At 47.3% G+C, this 23,169-nt stretch carries 22 protein-coding genes and 1 riboswitch; of the genes, 7 read left to right on the top strand and 15 right to left on the bottom strand.

All coding sequences use genetic code 11. The annotated features are described in order from the left end of the window. Positions 1-94: 94 nt before the first annotated feature. From MCG46_RS05795 to MCG46_RS05785, 3 genes are read left to right on the top strand one after another with little or no spacing between them, the layout of a single operon-like run. Positions 95-457, top strand: coding sequence for a rhodanese-like domain-containing protein (locus tag MCG46_RS05795; RefSeq protein WP_240278473.1), 363 nt, complete (start codon positions 95-97; stop codon positions 455-457). Next, positions 454-924 (top strand): RrF2 family transcriptional regulator, encoded by a 471-nt coding sequence (locus MCG46_RS05790; protein ID WP_240278471.1) that lies wholly within the window; start codon positions 454-456, stop codon positions 922-924. The genes MCG46_RS05795 and MCG46_RS05790 overlap by 4 nt, the downstream gene beginning before the upstream one ends. Beyond that, positions 908-2,278 carry an FAD-dependent oxidoreductase gene (locus MCG46_RS05785; RefSeq protein ID WP_240278469.1) on the top strand — a complete coding sequence of 457 codons (1,371 nt, stop codon included), beginning with the start codon at positions 908-910 and terminating at the stop codon, positions 2,276-2,278. Before MCG46_RS05790 ends, MCG46_RS05785 begins: the two co-directional genes overlap by 17 nt. 142 nt (positions 2,279-2,420) lie before the next feature. Here MCG46_RS05785 and MCG46_RS05780 read toward each other — a convergent pair whose 3' ends face one another. The 4 genes from MCG46_RS05780 to MCG46_RS05765 form a co-directional block, all read right to left on the bottom strand. Beyond that, entirely contained in the window at positions 2,421-4,121 is a 1,701-nt protein-coding gene (locus tag MCG46_RS05780; protein WP_240278464.1) for a hypothetical protein, read from the bottom strand. A 314-nt stretch (positions 4,122-4,435) separates the two neighbouring features. Then, positions 4,436-5,155 carry a TrmH family RNA methyltransferase gene (locus MCG46_RS05775; protein ID WP_240278462.1) on the bottom strand — a complete coding sequence of 240 codons (720 nt, stop codon included), beginning with the start codon at positions 5,153-5,155 and terminating at the stop codon, positions 4,436-4,438. Then, a complete protein-coding gene (locus tag MCG46_RS05770; protein ID WP_240278458.1) occupies positions 5,152-6,369 on the bottom strand; it encodes a peptidase U32 family protein in 1,218 nt (405 codons plus the stop codon). The genes MCG46_RS05775 and MCG46_RS05770 overlap by 4 nt, the downstream gene beginning before the upstream one ends. After that, the gene (locus MCG46_RS05765; RefSeq protein WP_240278456.1) at positions 6,366-7,280 is read right to left on the bottom strand and encodes a peptidase U32 family protein; all 915 of its coding nucleotides are present in this window, start codon (positions 7,278-7,280) and stop codon (positions 6,366-6,368) included. Before MCG46_RS05765 ends, MCG46_RS05770 begins: the two co-directional genes overlap by 4 nt. A 327-nt stretch (positions 7,281-7,607) precedes the next feature. Here MCG46_RS05765 and MCG46_RS05760 point away from each other — a divergent pair, with 327 nt between their 5' ends. After that, on the top strand, positions 7,608-8,546 hold the full coding sequence (locus tag MCG46_RS05760) for a calcium/sodium antiporter (RefSeq protein ID WP_240278454.1): 939 nt from the start codon (positions 7,608-7,610) through the stop codon (positions 8,544-8,546). A 43-nt stretch (positions 8,547-8,589) separates the two neighbouring features. Continuing rightward, positions 8,590-8,686, top strand: a riboswitch (THF riboswitch). 61 nt (positions 8,687-8,747) lie between these two features. Next, positions 8,748-9,359 (top strand): folate family ECF transporter S component, encoded by a 612-nt coding sequence (locus MCG46_RS05755; protein WP_240278452.1) that lies wholly within the window; start codon positions 8,748-8,750, stop codon positions 9,357-9,359. A gap of 251 nt (positions 9,360-9,610) precedes the next feature. Here MCG46_RS05755 and MCG46_RS05750 read toward each other — a convergent pair whose 3' ends face one another. The 9 genes from MCG46_RS05750 to MCG46_RS05710 all read right to left on the bottom strand — a co-directional run bounded on the left by MCG46_RS05750 (position 9,611) and on the right by MCG46_RS05710 (position 18,393). Beyond that, on the bottom strand, positions 9,611-10,357 hold the full coding sequence (locus tag MCG46_RS05750) for a hypothetical protein (protein ID WP_240278450.1): 747 nt from the start codon (positions 10,355-10,357) through the stop codon (positions 9,611-9,613). A gap of 68 nt (positions 10,358-10,425) precedes the next feature. Beyond that, positions 10,426-11,151: a hypothetical protein gene (locus MCG46_RS05745; protein WP_240278448.1), complete on the bottom strand. Its 726-nt coding sequence runs from the start codon at positions 11,149-11,151 to the stop codon at positions 10,426-10,428. A gap of 57 nt (positions 11,152-11,208) precedes the next feature. Further along, complete coding sequence (locus MCG46_RS05740; RefSeq protein WP_240278446.1) at positions 11,209-11,871, bottom strand: radical SAM protein; 663 nt, start codon at positions 11,869-11,871, stop codon at positions 11,209-11,211. Between the two features lie 4 nt (positions 11,872-11,875). Beyond that, positions 11,876-12,871, bottom strand: coding sequence for a hypothetical protein (locus tag MCG46_RS05735; RefSeq protein ID WP_240278444.1), 996 nt, complete (start codon positions 12,869-12,871; stop codon positions 11,876-11,878). Positions 12,872-13,110: 239 nt separating this feature from the next. Then, positions 13,111-13,572, bottom strand: coding sequence for a VanZ family protein (locus tag MCG46_RS05730; protein WP_240278442.1), 462 nt, complete (start codon positions 13,570-13,572; stop codon positions 13,111-13,113). A gap of 121 nt (positions 13,573-13,693) precedes the next feature. Continuing rightward, entirely contained in the window at positions 13,694-14,866 is a 1,173-nt protein-coding gene (locus MCG46_RS05725) for a CapA family protein (protein ID WP_240278440.1), read from the bottom strand. Between the two features lie 88 nt (positions 14,867-14,954). Beyond that, positions 14,955-16,064 (bottom strand): DUF362 domain-containing protein, encoded by a 1,110-nt coding sequence (locus MCG46_RS05720; RefSeq protein ID WP_240278438.1) that lies wholly within the window; start codon positions 16,062-16,064, stop codon positions 14,955-14,957. Positions 16,065-16,090: 26 nt separating this feature from the next. Next, on the bottom strand, positions 16,091-17,257 hold the full coding sequence (locus MCG46_RS05715; protein WP_240278436.1) for an amidohydrolase family protein: 1,167 nt from the start codon (positions 17,255-17,257) through the stop codon (positions 16,091-16,093). Next, a complete protein-coding gene (locus MCG46_RS05710; protein ID WP_240278434.1) occupies positions 17,254-18,393 on the bottom strand; it encodes an amidohydrolase family protein in 1,140 nt (379 codons plus the stop codon). Before MCG46_RS05710 ends, MCG46_RS05715 begins: the two co-directional genes overlap by 4 nt. Positions 18,394-18,545: 152 nt before the next feature. Here MCG46_RS05710 and MCG46_RS05705 point away from each other — a divergent pair, with 152 nt between their 5' ends. Together MCG46_RS05705 and MCG46_RS05700 are read left to right on the top strand one after the other, a co-directional pair. Beyond that, entirely contained in the window at positions 18,546-20,531 is a 1,986-nt protein-coding gene (locus tag MCG46_RS05705) for an alpha/beta hydrolase family protein (RefSeq protein ID WP_240278432.1), read from the top strand. A gap of 108 nt (positions 20,532-20,639) precedes the next feature. After that, positions 20,640-20,822 carry a hypothetical protein gene (locus MCG46_RS05700; protein WP_240278430.1) on the top strand — a complete coding sequence of 61 codons (183 nt, stop codon included), beginning with the start codon at positions 20,640-20,642 and terminating at the stop codon, positions 20,820-20,822. A gap of 13 nt (positions 20,823-20,835) precedes the next feature. Here MCG46_RS05700 and MCG46_RS05695 read toward each other — a convergent pair whose 3' ends face one another. Both MCG46_RS05695 and MCG46_RS05690 read right to left on the bottom strand, forming a co-directional pair. After that, positions 20,836-21,387, bottom strand: a complete 552-nt coding sequence (locus MCG46_RS05695) for a GNAT family N-acetyltransferase (RefSeq protein WP_240278428.1) — start codon at positions 21,385-21,387, stop codon at positions 20,836-20,838. A gap of 56 nt (positions 21,388-21,443) precedes the next feature. Beyond that, the gene (locus tag MCG46_RS05690; protein ID WP_240278426.1) at positions 21,444-23,033 is read right to left on the bottom strand and encodes an ABC transporter substrate-binding protein; all 1,590 of its coding nucleotides are present in this window, start codon (positions 23,031-23,033) and stop codon (positions 21,444-21,446) included. Positions 23,034-23,169 lie beyond the last annotated feature (136 nt).

The following is a 23,169-nucleotide window of genomic DNA, read 5'->3' as shown; positions in this document are numbered from 1 at the left end:
TTTAGTTTTATGTTCGAGCATCACGGTTGACAGAGCTAACTGTAACCATTATGATTACAGTATCAAAAGAACATTTGTTCTTGCGGAGGGAATTATGTTTTCATTCTTATCTTATCTTAAAAACCAAACCCGGAAAAAGCCGGTCAGCCGCTTAACCCCGGCAGAGGCTAAGCAGAAAATGGAAAGTGAACAGGTGATCGTGATCGATGTCCGCCGGCCTGATGAATTCGCACAGGGGCACATTTCCAATGCGATCAATCTGCCCAATGAAACGATTGCTCACATGGCTTTATCCAAGCTGAAGGAGGAAGACGCTGTCTTGTTGGTGTACTGCCGCTCCGGTCATCGCAGCGCTCAGGCTGCCAATAAATTAGTTCAGCTTGGCTATAAGCATGTTTACGATTTCGGCGGTCTGCTTCAGTGGCCCTACGAAATCACCAAGGAGGAAGGGAAATGACCAGCGATCTGACCGTTGCGATTCATGCCGCCGTGTACCTGGCGCATAAAAATGCTCCCCAGTCCAGTGATGAGCTGGCTGCCAATATCTGCACGCATCCGGTACGCGTCCGAAAATTGATGGCCGCGCTGTGCCGGGCCGGTATCGCCGTATCCCAGGAAGGCAGCGAAGGCGGCTACCGGCTCAACCACGACCCGCATCAAATTACGCTGCGGCAAATCGCCGAAGCTCTCAACGTTGCCTTGGTTGAAAGCAAATGGCAGAGCGGAGATCCGGAAATGGCCTGTCTGGTCGCTTCCGGCATGGCCAAGGAAATGGATAAAATCTATCATCAGTTAAATGAACAATGTCTGGAAAGCTTAAATCGGCTGACGCTTTGGGATCTGCTTCAAAATCTCTTCGCTTCGCAGCCGCACAATATCATCATGAAGAAAAAGGAGGAACAATCTCATGAGAACATTCGATAATCTGATCATCGGCTTCGGCAAAGGCGGAAAAACACTGGCAGCCCAGCTGGCCAAGCAAGGACAAAGCACGCTTATGGCCGAGAAATCCCCAAGGATGTACGGCGGCACCTGCATCAACGTTGCGTGTCTACCAACCAAATCGCTGGAAAACAGCGCCCGGCAGTCTGTAATTCAGGGCGGTGACGAACAAGCCCGGCAGCTTCATTTTTACCAGGCGATTGAGGAAAAGCGCCGTTTAACTTCAATGTTAAGAAAAAAGAACTATGATAAGCTGACCTCCGCTGGTGTTGAAGTCATCGATGGTGAAGCTTCTTTTCTGGATGATCATCATGTCCGCATTAGCACAGGGGATAAAGAAGAAATCATCGAAGCGCAGCGGATTTTTATCAACACCGGAGCGAAACCCTTTGTCCCTGACATTGCAGGATTAAAGGAAAGCCGCCGTGTTTATCTCAGCGAAAGCCTCATGGAGCTGGAAACGCTGCCGAAGCGGCTGGTGATCTTAGGCGGTGGTTATATCGGTCTGGAATTTGCGTCGATGTTTGCGAACTTTGGTTCCCAGGTTACCCTACTGCAGCCTGGCGAGCGCTTTCTGCCGCGGGAAGATGCTGAAATCGCCGCTGCTGTGGAGGCCAGCCTGAACCGCCGCGGTGTGCGTTTGATGCGCAATACAGCGTTGACGGAAGTCCGCGATGAAGCGGAAGAAACGATTCTCCATTTAATGGAAAAAGAAACTGCCAGCGAATTGCGCTGTGATGCGCTGTTAGTGGCGACCGGACGCCGGCCGCAGTTAGATGCACTGCACCCGGAAGCCGCAGGGATCGCCTTAACCGCACGCGGAGCAATCGCCGTGGATGAGCATTTAAAGACCTCCGTCGATCATATCTGGGCGATGGGCGATGTCACCGGTGGTCTGCAGTTCACCTATATCTCGCTGGATGATTCACGGATTGTCCATGACGCTTTAACCGGCGGACCACGCACAACGGCCAATCGGGGCGCCGTACCATACAGCGTGTTTATGGATCCGCCGTTCTCCCGCGTTGGAATGAGCGAAGAAGAGGCCTGCAAAGCCGGCTATGAAATCAAAATTGCCAAAATTCCAGCCGCCGCAATCCCGAAAGCTCAGGTTCTGCGCAAGACTGAAGGCCTGCTGAAAGCCGTCATTGATGCGAAAACCGATCAGATCCTCGGCGCTCATCTTTTCTGTGAAGAATCCCATGAAATGATCAATCTGGTTAAGCTGGTCATGGATGCCCAGCTGCCGTATACCGTTCTGCGGGATGGCATTTATACCCATCCGACGATGAGCGAAAGCTTTAACGATTTGTTCGCAGTGGTCAATCCTGCTTAATTTCTTCGGTTTTCCCTGATCCTATAAAAACGTCGGCTCTGTGAAGAACCGACGCTTTTTACTCTTGTTTTTACTGGTGGCTGCAGATTCCGCTCTTTTCTCCTAGACTTTCCTGTCAGAAAATAAATGCGAATCGCTTCCGTTATTTTTCACTGATTTTGGCAAGCAGTTCCTTCGCCGCAATTTCCAAGGCATTGCCGCCTTTTTCCGGTAAGCCCAGACCTGTATAGATTTCACCGAGGAAAATATGCTGCTCGAGAAGCGCTGCGAACATCTGATCAATGATCTTCAAACATTCCGGCTGCTTCTGCATTGGACCGAACGGATTGGCAAAGAACGTTGTTGACAGTCCTTTTTCCTGAGTGGTACCCAAAGCAAACCGTTTGCCTTCAATAAAGGTACGGACTGCTTCTTCCTTGCTGTCAAACGCGCGCAGACCACGTTGATCAGTATAATTGTTGGCATACAGAAACAGATCGACTTTCTGATCCGTAATGATCGTATCATACGGCGCCGCAGGGATGACCACGCGGGCATTGGCACTTTCCGGGTTAAAGAAGATCGACCGATCCATATCCCGATAAGCACTGCCCTTGTCCAGATCATCGAGGCGGACAAACGCGCCGATTTCCGTTCCCTGCGCGCGGATCTGTCCCTGGGCATCCAAGTGCAGCGAACCCATGTCGTCAAACACAATTTCCCGGCTGACAATCACATCTTCGCTCAAATTCGTCAGCGCCTCAATCGTTTCTGATTTGCCGGCCCCGGAATCCCCAATCATGATCACGCCTTTCTTTGTTCCATCCTGGAGCGTCAGGTTGATCATTGCCCCGTGCAGCGGCAGCCAGCCCTTTTCAATCATGGCCAGATTATGCAGTGTCAGAATCATCTTTTTCAAATAACCGAAATATTCGATAACATCGGCATAAGAGACCTTGCCCACCCACATCGCATTGGCCTGATCATGATAAAAGACCGTATCATTTTGACCGTCAGGATTGCCGAACAATAAAAGCAGATCGGGCTTGGCGCCGATGCAGTCCTCATCCGAAGCCAATTCAAACAGATTCGCCAGCGCCACAGCCCCGGCAGTAAAATCACGATGAAAATACGTATAGCATAACAGCGATCCCACTTTCAGCGGGAAGCACATCCATTCTTCCTCACCCTTGATCCACTGCGCCATCGGATTGACGTCCACCTCTGTGAACATGCCTAAACGCTTGTTGCTGCGGGGATGGATGATCAGCGGCGTGCGCATCATGATGGTATGCACAAACGGAATATCGCCTAATTCGCGATAGCCTTCCGGCATCGGCCACGGGTAATCCCGCAGCAGCAGACTGGCATTGGTGCCGGCCTGAAGCTGACGGTAAACACGGTTGCGGGAACCCTGTGTTTTCTGCTGAACCGTGCGGTAAAAATCCAGGATCATCTGATGGAATTGGGCATCGGCTTCCATAAAATTAGCCAGCTGCAACCCTTCCTCATTGCGTGTATAAATAATCGAATACCGCTGCATATTCCGCCAGAAATGATAACAATCTTCAATCACTGCCAACATTTTCTGGCGTTCACGGAAATACGGATGGGCGATCTCTTCGACCTCCAGCACCTGCATCACCTTTAACAAACGGATTAAATCTTTTTTTACTTCTTCGATGGGAAGTCCGCGCCGCAGCCAATCGAACAGCTGCGGATCTGTATGGGAACAATAATTCAGATACAAATCAAGAAATAAGGAAAAGCTTTCGCTTGACAACAGCTCCTCCGCCGTCGTGTAGTACGCCTTGGTGTAATTAATCAACGCCATATTGCGTTTGAGATAAATCGCTTCTTTCATGCCGGGCCTCCTTCAACACCAGTCCATTATATCACTTTCAAAAAGAAATGAAAGATTTTCTTTTGATCTTTCATTTCTTTCATTGTTTTTGTTCTATTTTCTTGTTTGATTGGGAGCTTGTTTATTTTTAAAGAATAAGACTGGATTTTTTATTTAGCTTCAAGCAGCGAAATTGAATCCTGACCATTGACTTCTCCGCGATGCTCTGAGTCCAGGTCAATCCGGATGCATAGCCGCTTCACTTTAGTCTATGCACAAGCCCTGTTCCCTGCGCGGCTTTTTTATGATGATCGGCAGGAAAAGTTCCGTCCGAATTACCGGCGCTGCCGAACAACCTCAAAACTGATCGCCGCGACAGCACTGGTGCCGTTGAGCGCACTGCGGACCGGCCGGGCATAAGGAATCACGATATTCTGATCGCTTTGTTCGAGAATATCGCGGCTCAGCCCGCGCAGCTCCCCGCCGATGGCCAGAACCAAGGGCTGGTTAAAATCTGCGTCGTAATAATCGATTGCCTCACTGCGCTGGGCGCAGTACAGCACGCAGCCAGCCTGACGGCATTGCCGGACAGCTTCGCCGATGTCCTCGCACAGACACCAGAGCAGCTGTTCACTCGCTCCCGCACTGGATTTCACAATCGTTGCCTGCGCGTTCTGCCAATCCCGGCTGCCCATTAAAACTCCGCTGCAGCCGGCGGCATATAACGTCCGAAAAGCGTAACCGAGATTAAACGGATCTTCGATTCCTTCCAAGACTGCGACAAACGGCTTGGGATCCTTCAGACAGTCTTCCACTGTTTGATATTGCCGTTCTCCAGCCAGCGCTAAAATTCCGCCATGCGTCCGTCCGGATGCCTGCTGATCAATCGCTTCACGATCCCAGCGTTCAACCGGAATTTCACGTTGGGCAGCCTGGCGCAGAATAAAAGCGGTGTCTTTATCTTTTTTCCGCTGATCAACGATGAGCTTAGCCACCGTCCGGCGGCCTGAGAGCATCACGGCTTTTACGCTCAGCGCCCCTTCAAACCAGATCATAACTTACGCTCCTTTCGCCGAATCAAATCATAGGGATGGAAAACTGCCGGCGCATTGATCCAACAGCGCTGCAGCGGTTTATTGGCCACGGCAACGAGTTCTCCTTCCTCATCCTCCATGGTTTCTAAAACAAATGACGTATTCTTTAAATGCGGCCCAAACGCTTCCAGCGTTTCACCGATTTCAAAATGATTGCGCACCTCAATGAGCGCCTGTCCGCGTGCTGAATCATAATCCAGAACCTGCGCTAAAAAATCATGCGTCACCCGCGACGGGGCATTGTCATACAAATGATCCTGCGGCCCGGGAATTCCAGCCAGAAAACCCGTGCAGGCAGGCCGATTCTCCGCCCGCATTAATTCCTGCTGCGCGGCCTGCACCGCTGCGCTTGGATCTTCATCCGGATGTGCCATCAGCCAATCGATCAGTTGGCGATAAGCACGCACGACAACGGCGATATAATAGGCGGATTTCATGCGGCCTTCAATTTTCAAGCTAGCGACGCCGGCTTCGATCATATCCTTAACATAGTCAGCGGCCATCAGATCTTTGGAACCCATTGAAAACAACAGGTGATCCTCGCTCAGTTTCTGCGAATCCTGATAGAGATGATAGCGCCACCGGCACGACTGCGCGCATCCGCCGCGGTTGGCATCCCGCAGAGTCATTGCGTTGCTCAGCGTACAGCGCCCAGAATAGTTCACACACATGCCGCCATGGATAAACGTTTCAATTGGTGCTTCACTGTGCGCGCAGAGGGAACGAATCTGTTCCATTGTGCATTCCCGGGCCAGCACAACCCGATCTGCCCCCAGGTTCCGGTAAAACTGAACTGCCAGAGAATTGGTACTGGACATCTGCGTGCTGAGATGAACTTCCAGCCTTGGCGCCACGGTTTTCACACGCTTAACGATCGATGGCGAAGCGACAATCACGGCATGCACGCCGATGCTTTCCAGCTGCCGCAGATAATCGTCAAGACCGTCAAAATCTTCTTCATGCGGAATAATGTTGACGGTCACATGGACATGAGCGCCATATTCACGGGCAAACTGAACGCCCTCCGCAATATCCGCAATTTCAAAATTGCTGGCACGGGACCGCAGCGAAAAACGCTTGCCGCCTAAATAGACCGCGTCCGCCCCATACCGAACCGCCGTTTTTAAACGCGCCAAGTCTCCGGCCGGCGCCAACAGTTCAATCGCTCTATTCATGCGGCATCCTCCTTGGTTAAATTGGTCTTCATGGCATAATAGCCTGATCCGTAATTCATTTGGGGCCAGCGTTCTGTCAGCTGCGCCTGCATTTCCATCGGATCGGCCCCTTCAAGAACAGCGGCATATGCCTGACGAGCTTCAATCAGCTGCTGATCACAGGAAAACAGACTGTCCAGCGCAAAATTGCCGATGCCGCTGGCCGCCAGCTGTCGGATCTGAGCGAAGGAACACAGCGTACTTTCCATATAAACAGCTGCCCCGGCCGCCTCTTCCAGAATCGGCATTTTGCCGCTGCGGGTGGCCTCAATCAGATAGAGTCCGCGCTGATGCGGCAGATCTTCAACGGTTTTATGAATCATCTGTAAATAGTTGGACACTAACGGACGGCGGGAATACGCCATAACCTGCCGGCCATGAATCTGCAGCTCCAGTCTGGAACCTTCCACTTTCTCAGCGATCTGCAGTATTTCTTCCAGCGTAATCTCAGCCGCCAGCACAACGCGGCCCACCCCCATGTCCAGCATCAGCTGAATATCCTGAGAATTGGTCGTCAGTGTATCTGGAGCATAGATCAGCCGATCCTGGATACCCAAGACTTTCGCCAGCATGAATACCGCCGGATCCATATAAACAATGCCATCCGGATTCCAACTTTGAATTTGCTTCAGCTTGGCTTCCATCTCCGGCAGCTCTTCTTCCATCCACAATCGATTGAAAACAATTTCCCACCGCAGTCCCAGGTTTCGGCAGGCAGCGGCAATCACCGCAGCTTCTTCCCTTGAAAAAAGCCGGGCTGTACGGACTGAATAGCCTTCAACCCCGATTCGGATCGTTGTTATTCCACTTTTTTTCAATGCTGGCAGCGACGCTGTCTGCTGCAGTGCCGCAATCCAATTCATTTGTTTCATTCGTGTCCCCCTCTTTCCTGTTTATTCGTTGGACAGCTTGCGCTTTAATTATACGGTCGACAACTGAAAAGTCAATCATTCCGCGCTTTCAGCACGATTTGATGATGATTTAACGATTGACTGCCGAACATTCTTTTGATAAAATATCAACGATTGATAAGGGAGTAGTCACCGCAGATTGATGCTGCGTTGCTAAGTCAACAGAATGACGGAGCTTTCCGTCTGGCTTAGAGGTAATTGACAAGACTTGTCTGGCGCTTACGGGAAAGTGCAGACAGGTCTTCTTTTTTTATCATCATCGTTATTTGAAGAAGAGGAGTTTGCACAATGAGTATTGAAGTTGCACTTATACTGTTTCTTGCCGGAGTCTTTCTGGTTGTCAAAGGCGGCGATCTGTTCGTCGATGCTGCCAGCTGGATCGCAAAAGCTTCCGGTATCCCATCCTTTATCGTCGGTGCCACGATCGTCAGTCTGGCAACCACATTGCCGGAAATGATTGTGTCCGTTATTGCAGCATTGCAGGGAAAAACGGAAATGGCCATTGGCAACGCTGTGGGTTCCGTCATTGCGAATACGGGATTGATCTTAGCGGTTGCCATGGTTTTCATGTCAATTGCGATTCAGCGCAAAGACTACATCAAGCATTGCATCTTGTTGATCGCCGCGGCCGCGGTTTTGTTTCTATTCAGCTTATCCGGCGCCCTGAGCTTCATCGGCAGTCTGATTCTAATCGGCATCTTTTTGATTTCGATGGTTTTGAATGTCCGCAACGCAATGCAGCAGCAGGAGGATACGGAAAGAATTCAAACGACGCACAAAGAAATCATCCGACGCATTGTCATGTTTTTATTTGGTGCTTTAGGTATTGTTGCCGGATCCCAGCTGTTAGTCAACAGCGGCAGTGCGCTGGCGGCCTTCTTCGGAGTTCCGGAACGCATCGTCGCTGTCACCATGATTGCGATCGGCACTTCGCTGCCGGAACTGGTCACGACAGTGACCGCCATCATCAAAAAAGAATCCAGTCTGTCCATCGGCAATCTGATCGGCGCCAATATCCTCGATTTGACTCTAATCCTGCCGATCTGTTCGTTTGTATCCGGACAGGCGCTGCCGGTTTCCGCCCAAAGTCTGGCATTGGATATGCCGGCCTGTCTGTTGATTACTATCGTAGCATTGCTTCCGTTATTAATGAAAGAAAAAGGTTCTAAAATCCAAGGCTTAAGCTTAATCTTGAGCTACTCTCTCTATCTGTTCTTTGTTTTATAATTTTTATTTGACATTCTGCTTATTTCGGGGTATATTCTTCACAAACAGAGTAGGTTCCTGCGCGTTAAGTGCTTTCTGAACGGGGAGTTGTCAGAAGGACGAAAAGGTTTCTTGCGGTGCAGGTTCCGCATCCCGCTGACCCGAAAAACGAAGGCATGACCTTCTCTTTTACCTGTCAGAGGGAAAAGAGGAGGTTTTTTTATGGCTCAGTTTTCCAAAGCTCTCTTTTCTCATCCGTTTTCCCGTGCTTACTGGAAAGAAGCGTCGGCAGAAACCCGGCGCGTCCGAGTTCTGGCTGTCGCCGCCCTGTGCATGGCATTAAAAATGGCCATTGCTTCGTTTCGAATTCCGGTGGCTGACAATCTCTATATTTATTTCACCTATCTGATCACGGCGGTGCAATGTGCCGTTGCCGGTCCGGTGGTCGGCGTCCTGTGCGGCGGCATCGGCGATTTGATCGAATTCGCGATTCATCCTACCGGTCCCTTTTTCCCCGGCTACACTTTATCCAGCATGGCCGGCGCCTTGATCTTCGCCTTATTTTTATACCGTACCCAAATTACGGTTTGGCGTCTGGCACTCAGCCGGCTGTTGATCAACTTATTTGTCAATGTCGGTTTGGGTTCCTTGTGGAGTTATATGTTGTACTCGAAAGGCTATTTGTATTACTTCGCCAAAAGCATCGTAAAAAATACGATTATGCTGCCAATTGAAGTCATCCTGCTTGTGCTGTTTTTCCGCATGTTGATTCCTTACTTGGAAGGAAAGAACTGGATTGCACCTCAAGGTGAGAAAAAACTGCCATGGTGGTAAACACACGCCTGACACTTCCTATCTAAAACACTCCTTTAGCGAGTGTTTTTAATTTCGCTTCGCTTTTTTGTTTCTGGACCCATCACGATGTAAGTGGATACCCTCCTTATTTTTCAAGCCGTTTTATTCAAGGGATATCTCATCAATGATCCGCGTAAAAACGGTGCGCAAAATTCTGCGTACCGATCCGTGATATCCTCCTAGTCCTACGTTGCTGGCTGACGTATCGGATGGCATCCTTAACAATTTCTTTATTCTTCATTCTGATGGGCAAGAATCCATGTCAGCCAATTGGTAAATTCTACTGCCAGATGTTTTTGATGTGCCTTGACGAGAAACTTAGGACACAAGCCAGGAAATTCCACGCATAAAAGACATTCCAGCCCCTCCGCGGTATCCCGAAACTGATGGCGTACACCGCCAATTTCCGTTTGATCATTCAGTCTGGCTATCCCTGCCGATTGAAATGGGTAACGAGGATCACGAGGCTCCATCAAGCCGGCTTCATCCCCAAACGTGATAAAGAACTGAGTAGGCAGCGGTGCATTTCCCGTTGTTTCAACGACTTCCAATGTTCCGTGATTTGGTCTTAAAACGTAATGTTCAGGATAGACGGATAAATTAACTCGGCGATAATTCTGATCAGGCTCAATCATCAACGCCTCTAATCTTTTGCTGAAACGTTCGGCGCTGATTCCCTGAGCTGTAATTCGCGTTTTAGCCATTCGCCGCCGCTTTCCTGAAAGTCCGCTGATCAGTTTCATGCCCAAACGGCTTAACCCTAGCTTTCCTTTCAGCAAAGCCAGCATTTCGTCGGTACTCATCTGGATTTTTCGTGTCGTTAATTGTTGTGCGATTTCCGATGCGGATCCCTTGGAATCCAATTTTAAGCGCAATGTTCGGCAAGCCTTTTTAACCCGCTTTGCTTTCCATTTTTCCAGTTCCTCCGGTAAAAAAGGGCTTCCTTCAATCTCAACTTTTATCGTCTGATTTTCCATAACAATTTTCCTCCTAAGCTTTAATCTATATCTTCAATGAAATGAATGACAGAATACGGCTTCACAGCTTAATTTGGGATATAATCTGAAGTCATGCCTACAAATGAATAATCAAGAAGCTCAAAACCATAACGGTCACAGAAGTCAGAAATGATCTCTTCAAAATTTCCTTCGTAATCCTCTGCCTCAGGCGGATAATCATCTTCTGCCTGTACATACCGTTCAAAATCATCTGCTACACCTATTTTTATTTTTTTAGTATAGATTGTGAAAATACTCTCGGCGGTTATCCATGGATTCTGGTCCAGCTCCGCCTGGATTTCCGCCCTGATTTTTCGCTTATCGTCAACTCGAATATCGATCGAGGTGCGGATCTCTGCATCAACATGTACGCAGTAAGAATACCAGCTGCGTTCCAGTTCCAGATCAAAATGCCATGATTTCTCACAGAATTCATCCAAACCCGCATCCTTTTTACAGTTCCATCGCTTCCAATTTTCCGCACTCAGAAAGGCTGCATAAATTGCGGAAATCTCCTCTGCAATCCGTTCAGTGAAGCCGCATTCTTCCTGAATCAAAGCCGTTATCGCAGTTTTATTATACTCAAGAAGTTCTGCTTTTTCCATAATCTTCGCTAATAATGTAATGAGGATCATCCGCGCTGTTTTCGGCTCAATCCAATCTGTTTCAAGCATTTCTTGATAAACGGAATAGGCATCTCTGTTGAAATACAGAAGTCCTTTCTGATCTGCAATGGCTTGCAAAAACTCGGCAATTCTCTCTTTGTTCTTCATCGTATTTTCTCTCTCTTTTTTATTTTAGTTTCTTTTTACGTATAATCAATAGTACTCTTATTTTATATCATTGCGTTCTCTTCTAATAGAATCTATTACGACATACTCAAATACTTCAATTTGTACCACACCTAATTGTTTTAGCCGAAGAATAGATTTCTCAATATCCTCTTTATTATTGTATCCCGGAATCTGCGGCAGTCTGATTCGCACCTTATCCGCTGGAACAACATTCAATAATTTTTGCAGATTTGATATAACTTTACGATTGCTTTTCTTCGTATATTTTGTATAGATATCATCATTCATCTCTTTGATATCTATAATCCATTCATCAAGCAAATCAGTAAGCAAAGCAATATTATCCCAAGAAGCATACAATGAAGTTTCTATTCGCTTCTTCCATTTGCTACTACTCAAATTACATACTTCTTTAATAAAGGTTGCCTGCTGCAATGGTTCTCCACCGCCAAAGGTAATTCCACCTTTTGACATTCTAAAATAGATTTCATCCTTAGCTAATATTTTAACTAATTCTTCAGCTGTGTAAGCACCTCTGGGTGGAGTAGTAAAAATAATCTGCGGTTCCATTTCATGGCAAAAATCATTAATACAATACTTACAGTTTAGCGGACAGCCGAAGAAAGCCACTAATGTTGTTACTCCTTCTCCATCCGTTCCCATTCTTAGCCTTGAAATGCCCATAATATCTCCAATCATATGCTTACTCCATTTCCTTTATTGTAAATTCTGGATAAATTCTTTGATCTTCCGGAATCTTTTCCAACTCAGCCATCAGATAATTTGCTTCATCGTCGCATTTCTGACAAGTTCCGCCACAGGGTCCTAATGACGGACATTCTTCACTTGAAAACTCAATATGATTAGCATTGGCAAGTCTAATTCTTTGCTTCCGCAAAAAATCACATATTTTCTTCCCCTCCAAGCGAGGAATTAATTCTTCTACACGGTCTTTAGTGTTAGAATTCTCATCTGGATAATTCGCAAAGCAAACATACCCCATTGTTGCATAAATAAAGTGTGCTTTAATTTTTGTTATAGGAATATCTTGTGATCGAAGTGAAAGATCAATTTGATGAAATCCTTCTTTAATCGGAACATAGCTCGTGCTTGCAAAATCAAAATAAAACTTTCCCTTTTTCATATGCTCAATTCCATATAAAATCTTAGGAAGCAGGTCATTATATGTCTCCGTTGCTCTCTTCAATAAGTCAGGAAATCTGAACTGTTCCTTCATTTCAGACAACAAAACATCACTGTTCACATAAAATAAAGAAGTAGCAGCAGCAAGATAAGTGAGCATTTCTTGATGCGCTTTTATTTCCTGTTTCCCATAAAAGCTCCAAGGTGACATAGTACAGAGATGCAGCCGATTAAATCTATTCAATTGACTTACCACAGAATAAGGATATAAAGATTCAGGAGAAAAATCAGCAAGAAATACAATCTCATCATGATATCTCAATTCTTCAATAAGCTGAATTGATTTCTTCTTCAGTGCTTGATATTTCCTGTTTTGTATTCCATATGGATCCATGCCTAAAAAACCTTTGGAATTGAAATCCGTGACAAAACATTGATATTCATCGGTTACTTTTTTACCATTTAAACAAATAACCAGAACATTTAGCTGGAAAGACTTTAATACAGGATTAAGATGATTCCAAATATATCCGTTGTCCGTTATGACAATACGCATATCGACTCCTCCTCATATTTCTATCACAGTAGAATTACTAATCTATTCAATTCCATATCTATTCTGAATTGGTCTTCATTCTTTTCAATAAATTTGTTTCCGATTCGTTTATCGTGATGATCTCAGTATAACAAAAGTGGTGTACAAAAATATGCACACCACGGCTTATAATTCACAGAATTATTTTTTAAATTCGCTTCCGTTCAGCCAATCTGCTGCAAACCTCCTTTTTTTGGAGTTTATACTTTCTCCGATTGTAATATACAGATCAAAAACAGACCAATTTGATAAATACAGAATCCCAGTCCGGTTCCCAAACCGTTCATCAAGACATCATCAATATCCACAACGCGGCCGCCGTGCATAAACTGCAGAGATTCGATAAGGATAGAAAAAAGTATTCCAGCGGCTATCACCCGCTTTCCATTTCTAAAAGCAGGAAAAGCCAGCGGCATCAAAAATCCGGCAGGCGCAAACATCCAAAGATTGATTAACAGGCCTTTCATCACCAGCCGAACATAAAACAGAACAGCTCGGCCTGATTTAAAAATTTGAAACAGCTCTGCAATCCATAGAAAAGGAATTCCATTCACAATTCGCATCGCAATCGCGTAGTTTTGGTTAAGCAAAGTGATCCATAAAATGATGATTAACCAGATTCCCAACAACAAAATTGCCGCTTTTCTGATTTGACGATCCATAATACGCCTCCGATCCTTTACTTTTTTAGACTTGCAAGTGTAAACAAAAAGACAGCGCATCATGATTCACTCCCGAAGCCGCTGTCCATTCTTTTGCCCTTTTTCCTGATTGCCAGGAAGTTTATAACCCGCCTAACTGATCCACCGCGCCGCCATCGGTGATAATCTTTCCATACTGATCATATACACCCCAGATGTCTTTCAGTTCGCTTTCTTCAATTTCATCAAAGAACTTCAGTTTGAAATTGTGATATCCCTTCGTATACTGCGTATACACCAGATCCGCACGCGGGGCACTGAGCTGAATGTGACTTTGCCCTTCAAAGGTAGTCTTGGTTATCGTTACTCCCGCCAACAATCCTATTCGTTTATAGGTTCCGTCCTGGGCGGAGATCAAATTGCCTAATGAATAAATACACAGCGTATCGTCGATCCACTCAATCGGCTGAACGACATGCGGATGACTGCCGATGATGATATCCACACCGGCATCTGCCAACAGCTGTGCAAGACGGCGCTGTTCCGATGTCGGTTCATGCGTATATTCCTCGCCCCAGTGCATCGCGACCATCAGGACATCCACTTCCCCACGGGCTTTGGCGATATCTTCCAGCAGCATCTCATCCGTATAGACATTCACCAGATATTCTTTGCCTTTCGGCACGGCGATACCGTTGGTGCCATAGGTATAGGACAGCAAGGTATAGCTGATGCCGTTGATCTGACGAACACGCAGTTCTTTCCGATCATCAAAGGAACTGTAAGAACCCGCTGTCAAGGCATTTTGGTTTGACCAATAATCCAGAGAATTCAGAATTGCCTGTTCACCCCGATCCAAGGTATGATTATTTGCCAGTGATACCAGATTGAACCCCAGGTTCATCATCGTATCTCCAAATTCCTGCGGGGAATTGAAGCAGGGATACGTGGATAAACCCAATTCCGTTCCACCTAAAATTGTTTCCTGATTATAATACTTTAAATCATAATGATCCACTACACGGTTCAGCGTACTCATCATTTCAGTAAAATCATAGCCGCCTTCAGCCGTCTTGGCATCGGTATACACAGCACCGTGCAGCAAAGCATCTCCGGCCATAATCAGCTCAGCTTTTTCCACAATCGGCGTCGGCTGCGGCGTGCTTGTTGTCTGCGGCGTAACCGTAATTTGAACTTCGCCATCTTTGGGTCTCTGCAGCGTAATCACGGCCAGCACCATCAATAAAGCCCCCAGCAAGATCAACAGGGCGATCACCGTGCGCATCAGATTTTTCATCGTTTGTTTCTGATTCATAACTTCTCTCCCATTCGCTGGTCTTATTATACCTTTTTTTCCGGTTCCGCTCCTGTTTTTCACGGACAATTAAGATTTTTGTAAGGTTTTAACGCTTTAATTGCACGACATGAATCGGACAGACTTCCTGACAGCAGTAACAGCGAATACAGCGGCGGCGATCAATAACCGCTTTCTGATTGACCAACGTAATCGCGTGAACCGGACAGTCCCGAAGGCATTCTCCACACCCCACACATCGCTTTAGATCCGGTTTGGGATAAGGGGCAAAAACATGGCGCAGTGCCTCAACGGGGGAAGGAATCAACTGAATCAGACCTTTAACCGTTTCCGGCAGTCTGAAATCATGACATGATAAAGCTTCCCAGGATTCTTCCAGCGCGCACAGTTCTACATTTTGCGGATCCACGAGCCCCAACACACAGGCCGCATGATGAATCGGCATCTGATTCGGATCCAGACCAAACAACTTCAGCGCTCCATAATCGAGTGCAAAGGGATCCTGAGCCGCCAGCAAGCGTTGGCCGTCATACCGATCTCCACCGCTGGGGCCGTTGCCCTGCATTCCTTCAATCGCATCCATGATGCACAGCTGCGGCTTGACCATTGCCGCCAGCTGGCAGAGGAAGCGGCAGAAATGCGCACGCTTGGGAAACCGGGCATGCATTTCAGCTTTCACCAGGCCGGGAATGACCCCGAACATATTCTTCACCGCACCGCTGGTCAGAGTATAGCTGTGACTTTTAAACTTGCAGCAGTCAATGATCAGATCGGCATCCGCGACACATTTTAAAATCGGTACCGCTTCGGCGCCAACCTTCAGCTCACTTTCAACGCTGTCCAGCGATTCATTGAGCTGACAGTTCTCCTGTTCAGCCAACGCCTTCAATCCCGTCTTTTGGTAAACTAAACGCAGGGAATCCAGCGTGAATCGCCCGGCCGGACTGTCCGCCAGCATCACCTGTGCGCCGTGCCGTTTCACATAACGAACTAACGCCCGCAGAACTTCTGGATGGGTAGTGGTAAATTCTTCCGGATTTTTAGCGGACAATAAATTCGGTTTGATCAGTACCTTCATGCCCGGCTGGATCAAAGCTGCGGCATCGATTGCCTCCATCAGCCGATTGAGCTGGCGTTCGACTTGATTTTCATCATAACTTGTGCAGCGCACAGCTGCCACTTTTTCCTTTGTCTTCATCGCTTCCTCCTCAAGAAGAAAAGGGCTTAGAAGCCCTTACTTTGATACACAATTTCACCATTGACCAGCGTCATCACAACTCCCGCTGCCGGATCGAGCGTCGGCATTCCGTTAAACAAAGCGATATCCGCATCCTTGCCAATTTCCAGCGAGCCAATTCGCTGATCACAGCCGATCGTCTTGGCCGGATTGATTGTCAGCATCGCAATCGCCCGTTCAACATCAGCGCCATACCGGACAACTTCGCCTGCCTGTTCCACAATCAGCCAAGGATGGTATACCGGACCGTCAGTCATGATGGAGCACAGTACCCCGCGCTTGTCCATTTCCACAACGCTGTCAATATCGATCTTAATCGATTCGCCGAAGCCTTTAGCCACGGCAATCGGACCAAAGATCACTGGACAGCCGCTTTCGACAATCGGTTCCATATAATCAGAAGCACCCCAGGCATGATCAAGGGTGAATTCGAAATCGAATTCCTTTGCCAGTTCAATAACGGTGATCATGTCAAACTGCGTACAGTGCATCTTCACCGGCATTTCATGCCGCAGAACTTTGGCTCCATTCTCCATCGCCGGATCCCATTTCGGCATCTTTGCCGGATCGGCTTTGGCTTCTTCTTGTTTTTTCATGTATTCCTGAACATCACGGAAATACTGGCGCAGGATGCTTGCCACGCCCATCCGCGTCATCGGCATCTGATTGCGTTTGCCGTAAACACCCTTCGGATTGCCGCCCATCGCTGCTTTTAAAGCCACATGGCGGTTGATGCACATGGAATCAATCGTTCCCTGCCCAGCGCTTTTCACCGCACAGACGACACCGCCGATGACATTGCCGCTGCCCGGGGCAATCGCGCTGCAGGTTACGCCTGCCGCCAGCGCCTCTTTAAACGACGGCGACATTGGATCCAGTCCGTCGATCACTTCCACTTCGGCCGTCACATTCTTAACCATCTCATTGACGTCCTGGGCTCCCGTAGCAATCTCAAAACCGCCGATATGGCTGTGTGCATCAACAATTCCAGGAATTGCCGTCAGTCCTTTAGCATCAATGACTTCTGCTTCCTGCGCTTCCAGGCCTTCGCCGATCGCGGTGATTTTCCCGTCTTCCATCAGGATATCGCCTTTTTCCAACGTTCCCAGCGTGCCCATTGTCAAGATTTTTGCGCCTTTGATCAATCGTTTCATGCCGCTTTTTCCCCCTTTACAATTTCCCCGGAAATGATTACTGTTTCCGGCAAGGCCCGGAAGGTTTCCAGCGGATTTCTCGACCAGATTACGACGTCGGCATCTTTGCCTTCAGTCAGGGAACCAATCCGATCAGCCACGCCTAACAACTGAGCCGGAACACTTGTCAGCATTTTCAGCACATCTTCACTGGTGATTTCAGCCCCCAGCCGCCGGGCCTGCGCCAACAAACCATGCGCATTCCACATCAGAATTTCCCGGCCGGGTGAAACCGCATCGCCAAACGCACTCAGCGCCACCGGTTTGCCAGCTTTGATCAAATCAAACAGCGCCTTGTAATCAATGGCGGCATTGTATCGGTTAAAGCCATCGGTCAGATCCCCCAGGATCAGGCCGCACTCTTTCTCCATCAGACTTTCATCGAGCTGATACATATTCGCCAAGATCAGCTGAACCGGATCTTTTTCAAACAGCTTCAGTACCGCTTCTGCTTCCGCTTGGGTATTGCAGTTCAGAATCAACGGCAGCTTGCCTTCTAAAACAGGCCGGAAAGCTTGAACCTTCAGATCTTTCTGATCTTCCGCTTTGTCCGAACGGCATTTTGCGATCAGTTCGCGCAAGGCTGAGAAAATACCCATTTTAGTCATCGGCGCAATATTGCGCGGGCCATAGGTCTGTTTAACCTTTTCATCCACGGAGCCTTTTAATGCTGCCGGTGCTTTGACGCACATTGCTTCAGCCGTTTTGCCGTAAGCCTTGAACACGGCCGTACTGCCGCCGAGAATGTTGTTGTTGCTCGGCGCAACACCCGCAGCCGTAATTCCGTACCCCCATAGCTCCTGATACATCATGCTTTCAGGATCAAACGCATAATAAACGTCCAGCTGCGGCGTCAGCGGATCGCTTGTTTCATCATTATCCCGCGCCTGTCCGCGACCTGCAGCTGTTCCCCAGCCGCTTAACGGATCGATCCAGCCAGGCATGACGCATTTTCCCTCGGCTTCTATCACCTTTGCCTGTGCGGCTTCCAACTGTTGCCCCATCCGGACAATCTTTCCGTTCTCGATCAAAATATCCGTTTTTGCCAGTACCTGGCCCAAACCATCATGCACGTTTCCGTTCCGTATTAAGATCAAATCAATACCCCCATTCTTTTCTGTCTGCTTCCATTATAATGATTTCCGAGACACATTCCTAGTCCGCAGCTGCGATTTTTTTCTCCTTCCATCTTTTTTCAATCATTCCTGCACAGCGTGTGATAAAATAGACGATAGATGGGAGAGAAAGCATGAAAAAAGTACAGATTCAAGATTTTATGGATTATCGCTATCTGGGCAGTCTGCAGGTCAGCCCGGATCAGCAGCACGCAGTATTTACCGTCATCACCGCAGATCTGGAGGGGGACAAATATCCCGGCAACTTGTATCTTCTGGATCTGCAAACAAAACAGACCCGCCAGCTGACATCCGGCAATGAAGAGAAAAAAGCAATTTGGTGGGACAAGGATACGCTTGTATTCACTGGCTGCCGAGATCCAAAATTAAAGGAGAAAACCGCGGAAGGCGAAAGCATGACGGTTTTTTACAAGCTGAACATTCATGGTGGTGAAGCCATAGAATGGTTCCGGCTGGCCATGCCGGTCGGCAGTTTCCAGAAGGTCAATGACAACCAGCTGATTTTGTCTGTCGCTTATCGTGCAGACGGCATGAACGACTTTGAATGCAAGAGTGACGATGAGAAAAAGAAATGGAAAGAAGAACGCGATTCTCACAAAGACTATGAATGGTTTGATGAAATACCATTCTGGGCGAACGGACAGGGCATCACCAATATGAAGCGCTCACGCCTGTATTTATTGGAGCTGGACAGCAAGAAGACCACTCCGATCTCCGAGCCGTCAGCCAATGCCTCCATTTCGCACATCCAGGGCAACAAGCTTCTTTATATCAGCAATCCGATGAATTCGGTCCGTGAGATTCCAAGCTCGCTGCACCAGTTTGACTGCACAACAAAGCAGGATCTGACACTGATTCCGGATCATGAGGTGAATGTCAGCTGGGCTTTCTATATCAAACATAAGATCATTGCCGCAATCTCTGATTTCAAAGAATACGGCTACCATCAGCATGCTACTTTGTTTGTCGTAGAAGAAGATCAGCAGCGTACCCGTCTGGTTCATTATGACAATTCCTACGGGGCTTCACTGGGTTCTGACTGCATCCAGCAGTTTGGCACCGCGGTAAAAGCCTATAAGGATAAAATCTATTTCAGCTGTACGGATGAAAACGATGGCTGCATGAAATGCTTCGATGAAAACGGTCAGCTGCAGCGGTTGTCCGGCTATCATGGCGGCATTGAAGACTTTGAAGTCACCGATGAAGGCATCATTTTCATTGGTCTGCGTGATCAGAAGCTGCAGGAAATTTATTTCCTTAAAGATGAATCAGAGACGCAGCTGACCCATTTCAACAGTGATTATCATGCCAACACTGCCGTCTCCCCGATTGAAAAAATTGAATTCTACAATGACGGCATCCGGCATGAGGGCTTTGTGATTAAACCGGCAGACTTCGATGTGAATAAGAAATATCCGGGGATTTTAGAAATTCACGGCGGACCCAAAGGGACCTTCGGTCCTGTTATCAATCATGAAATGCAGGTCTTTGCGGCTAATGGTTACTTTGTCTTCTACTGCAACCCCCGCGGCTCCGATTCCCGCGGCAATGCCTTTGCCGATATCCGCGGCCGTTTCGGCAAAGAGGATTACAGTGATCTGATGACCTTTACGGATGCGGTATTGGCAAAATATCCGCAGCTGGATGGGGAACGCTTAGGTGTTACCGGAAGCAGCTACGGCGGTTACATGAGCAACTGGATCATTACCCAAACGGATCGGTTTAAGGCCGCAATCCCGGAAGCTTCGATCTCCAACTATGTCACCAAATTCTTATGTACGGATATCGGCTTCACTTACAACATGGACAACCAGGCTGCAACGCCTTGGTCAGATGTCGGCTTAGTTTGGGAACAGTCCCCGCTAAAATATGCGGATCGAGTGAAAACACCGACAATGTTCATTCATTCCGATCAGGATTATCGCTGCTGGATCGCCGAACCGATTCAAATGTTCTATGCCCTGAAACTGCATGGAGTGGAAACCCGCTTCCTGTTGTTCCATGGCGAACATCATGGATTGCCGATCTTTGGCAAGCCAACCCATCGCATTCAGCGTTTAACAGCGATGGTGGAATGGTTCGACAAACATTGTAAATAAATTGGGAAAGGGGCTGTTCGAAAGAAGCCCCTTTTATCATTTCGCCGCAATTGTCGGTTTCTTTTTCACTTCCATTCACGTTATAATACATCTATAAGGAGAGTGAACATGATGAAACAATCCCCGATGGAAACGGTCTATCAATCAATGATGATCGGTCTGATGTCTGTGGTCGCGGCTTCAGCTGTCGTTTTTCCAACTGTTTTTCTGGTTCAGTTTCATAAGTACCGTAAAGAAAGTGCTCAAAAGAAAATCAAGTTGTCCATCCAGGCTGAAAATGAATCCGAGTGATCGGATTCATTTTTTAGTCTTTATCTTTGGAAACAGTCTGAGCTTCAAATTCAGCCCGCGTTAACGAATAACACAAACAGTCCTTCACTTCGCCGTTAAACAGTCGAAATTTCTGCCGCATTGTCCCTTCATACTGAAAACCGTTCTTTTCAATGACGCGCCGAGAGCCAGGATTATCCGTAAAATGATCCATGGCAATCAGTTCCGTCCCAGGATCCGCAAAGAGATATTGAATCATCCTGTTTACAGCTTCACTCATATAACCATGATTCCAATAGTCCTCATTCAGCGCGCAGCCGATGGATTTCGCAGCTAAATTTCTTCGTGATGAATCCACACCGGCGCTGATCATTCCAATGACTTTGTCATTTTGCCTTAAAACGATAGCAAACACATCCGGCGCCGTGATCATCCGGCTCAAAATCAATCGGCTTTCCTCACGGCTTTGATGCGGCCGCCAACCTGCCCTCGGTCCGACATGCGGGTTCTTTGCCAGCGTGTACAGATCCTCCAAATCAGTCATTTGCCAGGGTCGAAGAATTAATCTTGGTGTTTCTAGGAGCATACGATCCCTTCTTTCAAAAGAAAGCCGTCAAATCGACGGCTTAACTTAACAATCACTTATTTGTAATTCGCGTAAGCAAATTCATTCGCTGCTGCAAGATCAGGAACATCTCGCGGCGTACCGTCTAAATTCGCAGCGACTGGCAGACAGTCCCCGTTTTCAAACAGGAAGACCATCGGCATATCTTCGCTCATTATCCGCTGAACTTCACTGTAGGCCTTTGCCCGCTCAGCATCATCCGCAGTTTCAACGCCTGCCTGCAGCGCAGCATCCATCTCTGGGTTGTTATACAGGCCAACATTGGTGCCGCCATTTGACGCGACACGTCCAGATATACCTGAGACATCTGGTCCCTGATAGCCGGCCAGCATCGTCATATCAAAGTTGGAATTAGTAACAACTTTGTCCTGCCAAGCTGCCATTTCCATGATATTCAAGGTCACGTTGATGCCGATCTCTTTCAGATTTTCTTTGACAATCTGGGCAATATCCTTAAAGTTTCCGCTTTCGAAGATATCCATTGTCATATCAAAATAGAATCCATCATCCCGTAATGTATACCCAGCATCTTCAATTAAAGCTTTAGCGGCTTCCACATCACGCGCCGGCATCGTATACTGCTTATCCAGATACTTGCCTTCCCATAATGGGGAAATGAAGTATTCTGCTAACGCGCCGGTATCATTAGCAACACGGTTGTAAATGCCCTGACGATCAACACCCATAGCGACAGCCTGACGCAGCCGAGCATCTTTAAAGATACTGGTTTCCATATTGAAGGTAATATAAGTTCTGTTAATCGACAGATAGTGGAAATGCTTATAATTCGGATCGTTATCCAGCTCGTGCTTATTCGCCGTAGGAATCGACATACCCAAATAATCAACTTCACCATTCAGTAAAGATTGATAAGCTGTGGTTGAATCCGGAATGACCTGGAAAATCAGCTTTTCAATAATTGGCGCCCCGCCAAAATATTCTTCATTTTTAACCAGCGTTGTTCCAACACCCGCTTCATATTTTTCAAATTTATACGGACCGGTTCCAACTGGATTCCAAGTTGCCGGGTTGGATACAAAATCACTGTACTGCGGATCATTCCAGATATGCTCCGGCATGATAAACGTTGCGTACCAGCCTAATTTCGCAACAATCGCTACATCACGCTGACTCAGATTCAGGACAACGGTATTATCATCCGGACATTCAATCGAAGTCACTGAAGCCACTGAATCTGACTTAGTCCATTTCTGTTCTTTCATCGTATCCAATGTCCACTTGACATCAGCCGAAGTAAACGGTTCACCGTCATGCCACTTCACACCTTCATGTAAATGGAAGGTTAATGTCAGCCCATCTTCCGAGAATTCCCAGCTTTCTGCCAGGTCCGGCAGAATTTGATCATTGGCATTTAACTTTACCAGACGGCTGTAGATATTCTGATTTGCACTGTAAGCATAATCATCCGACTTCATATCCGGATTGAAACTCTGCGGATCCCCCTGAACTGCATAAATCAAGACGTCCTGAGCCGGTGTATCCCCCGAACCATCGCCGTTGTTGTCTGGTTTTTCATTCGTGCCGCATCCTGCCAACGCCAAGCAAGCAATCAGCAGAGCTGTCAGCAATTTAGGTAATTTCTTCATAACCTTTCCCTCCTTGCTTCTTCTTTCGTATCCGTTAGAAGAATATAATTTGAGTTTACACGGAGTTGAAAAGACAGTCAACAGAAAATTTCACATTTATTTCATAAAATGTATACTTTTCACAATTGCGAATGTA

This window comes from Holdemania massiliensis, assembly GCF_022440805.1.
Taxonomy (GTDB): Bacteria; Bacillota_I; Bacilli_A; order Erysipelotrichales; family Erysipelotrichaceae; genus Holdemania; species Holdemania massiliensis_A.
The sequence above is the reverse complement of the archived record's forward strand: the minus strand, read 5'-3'. Positions and strand labels throughout refer to the sequence as shown.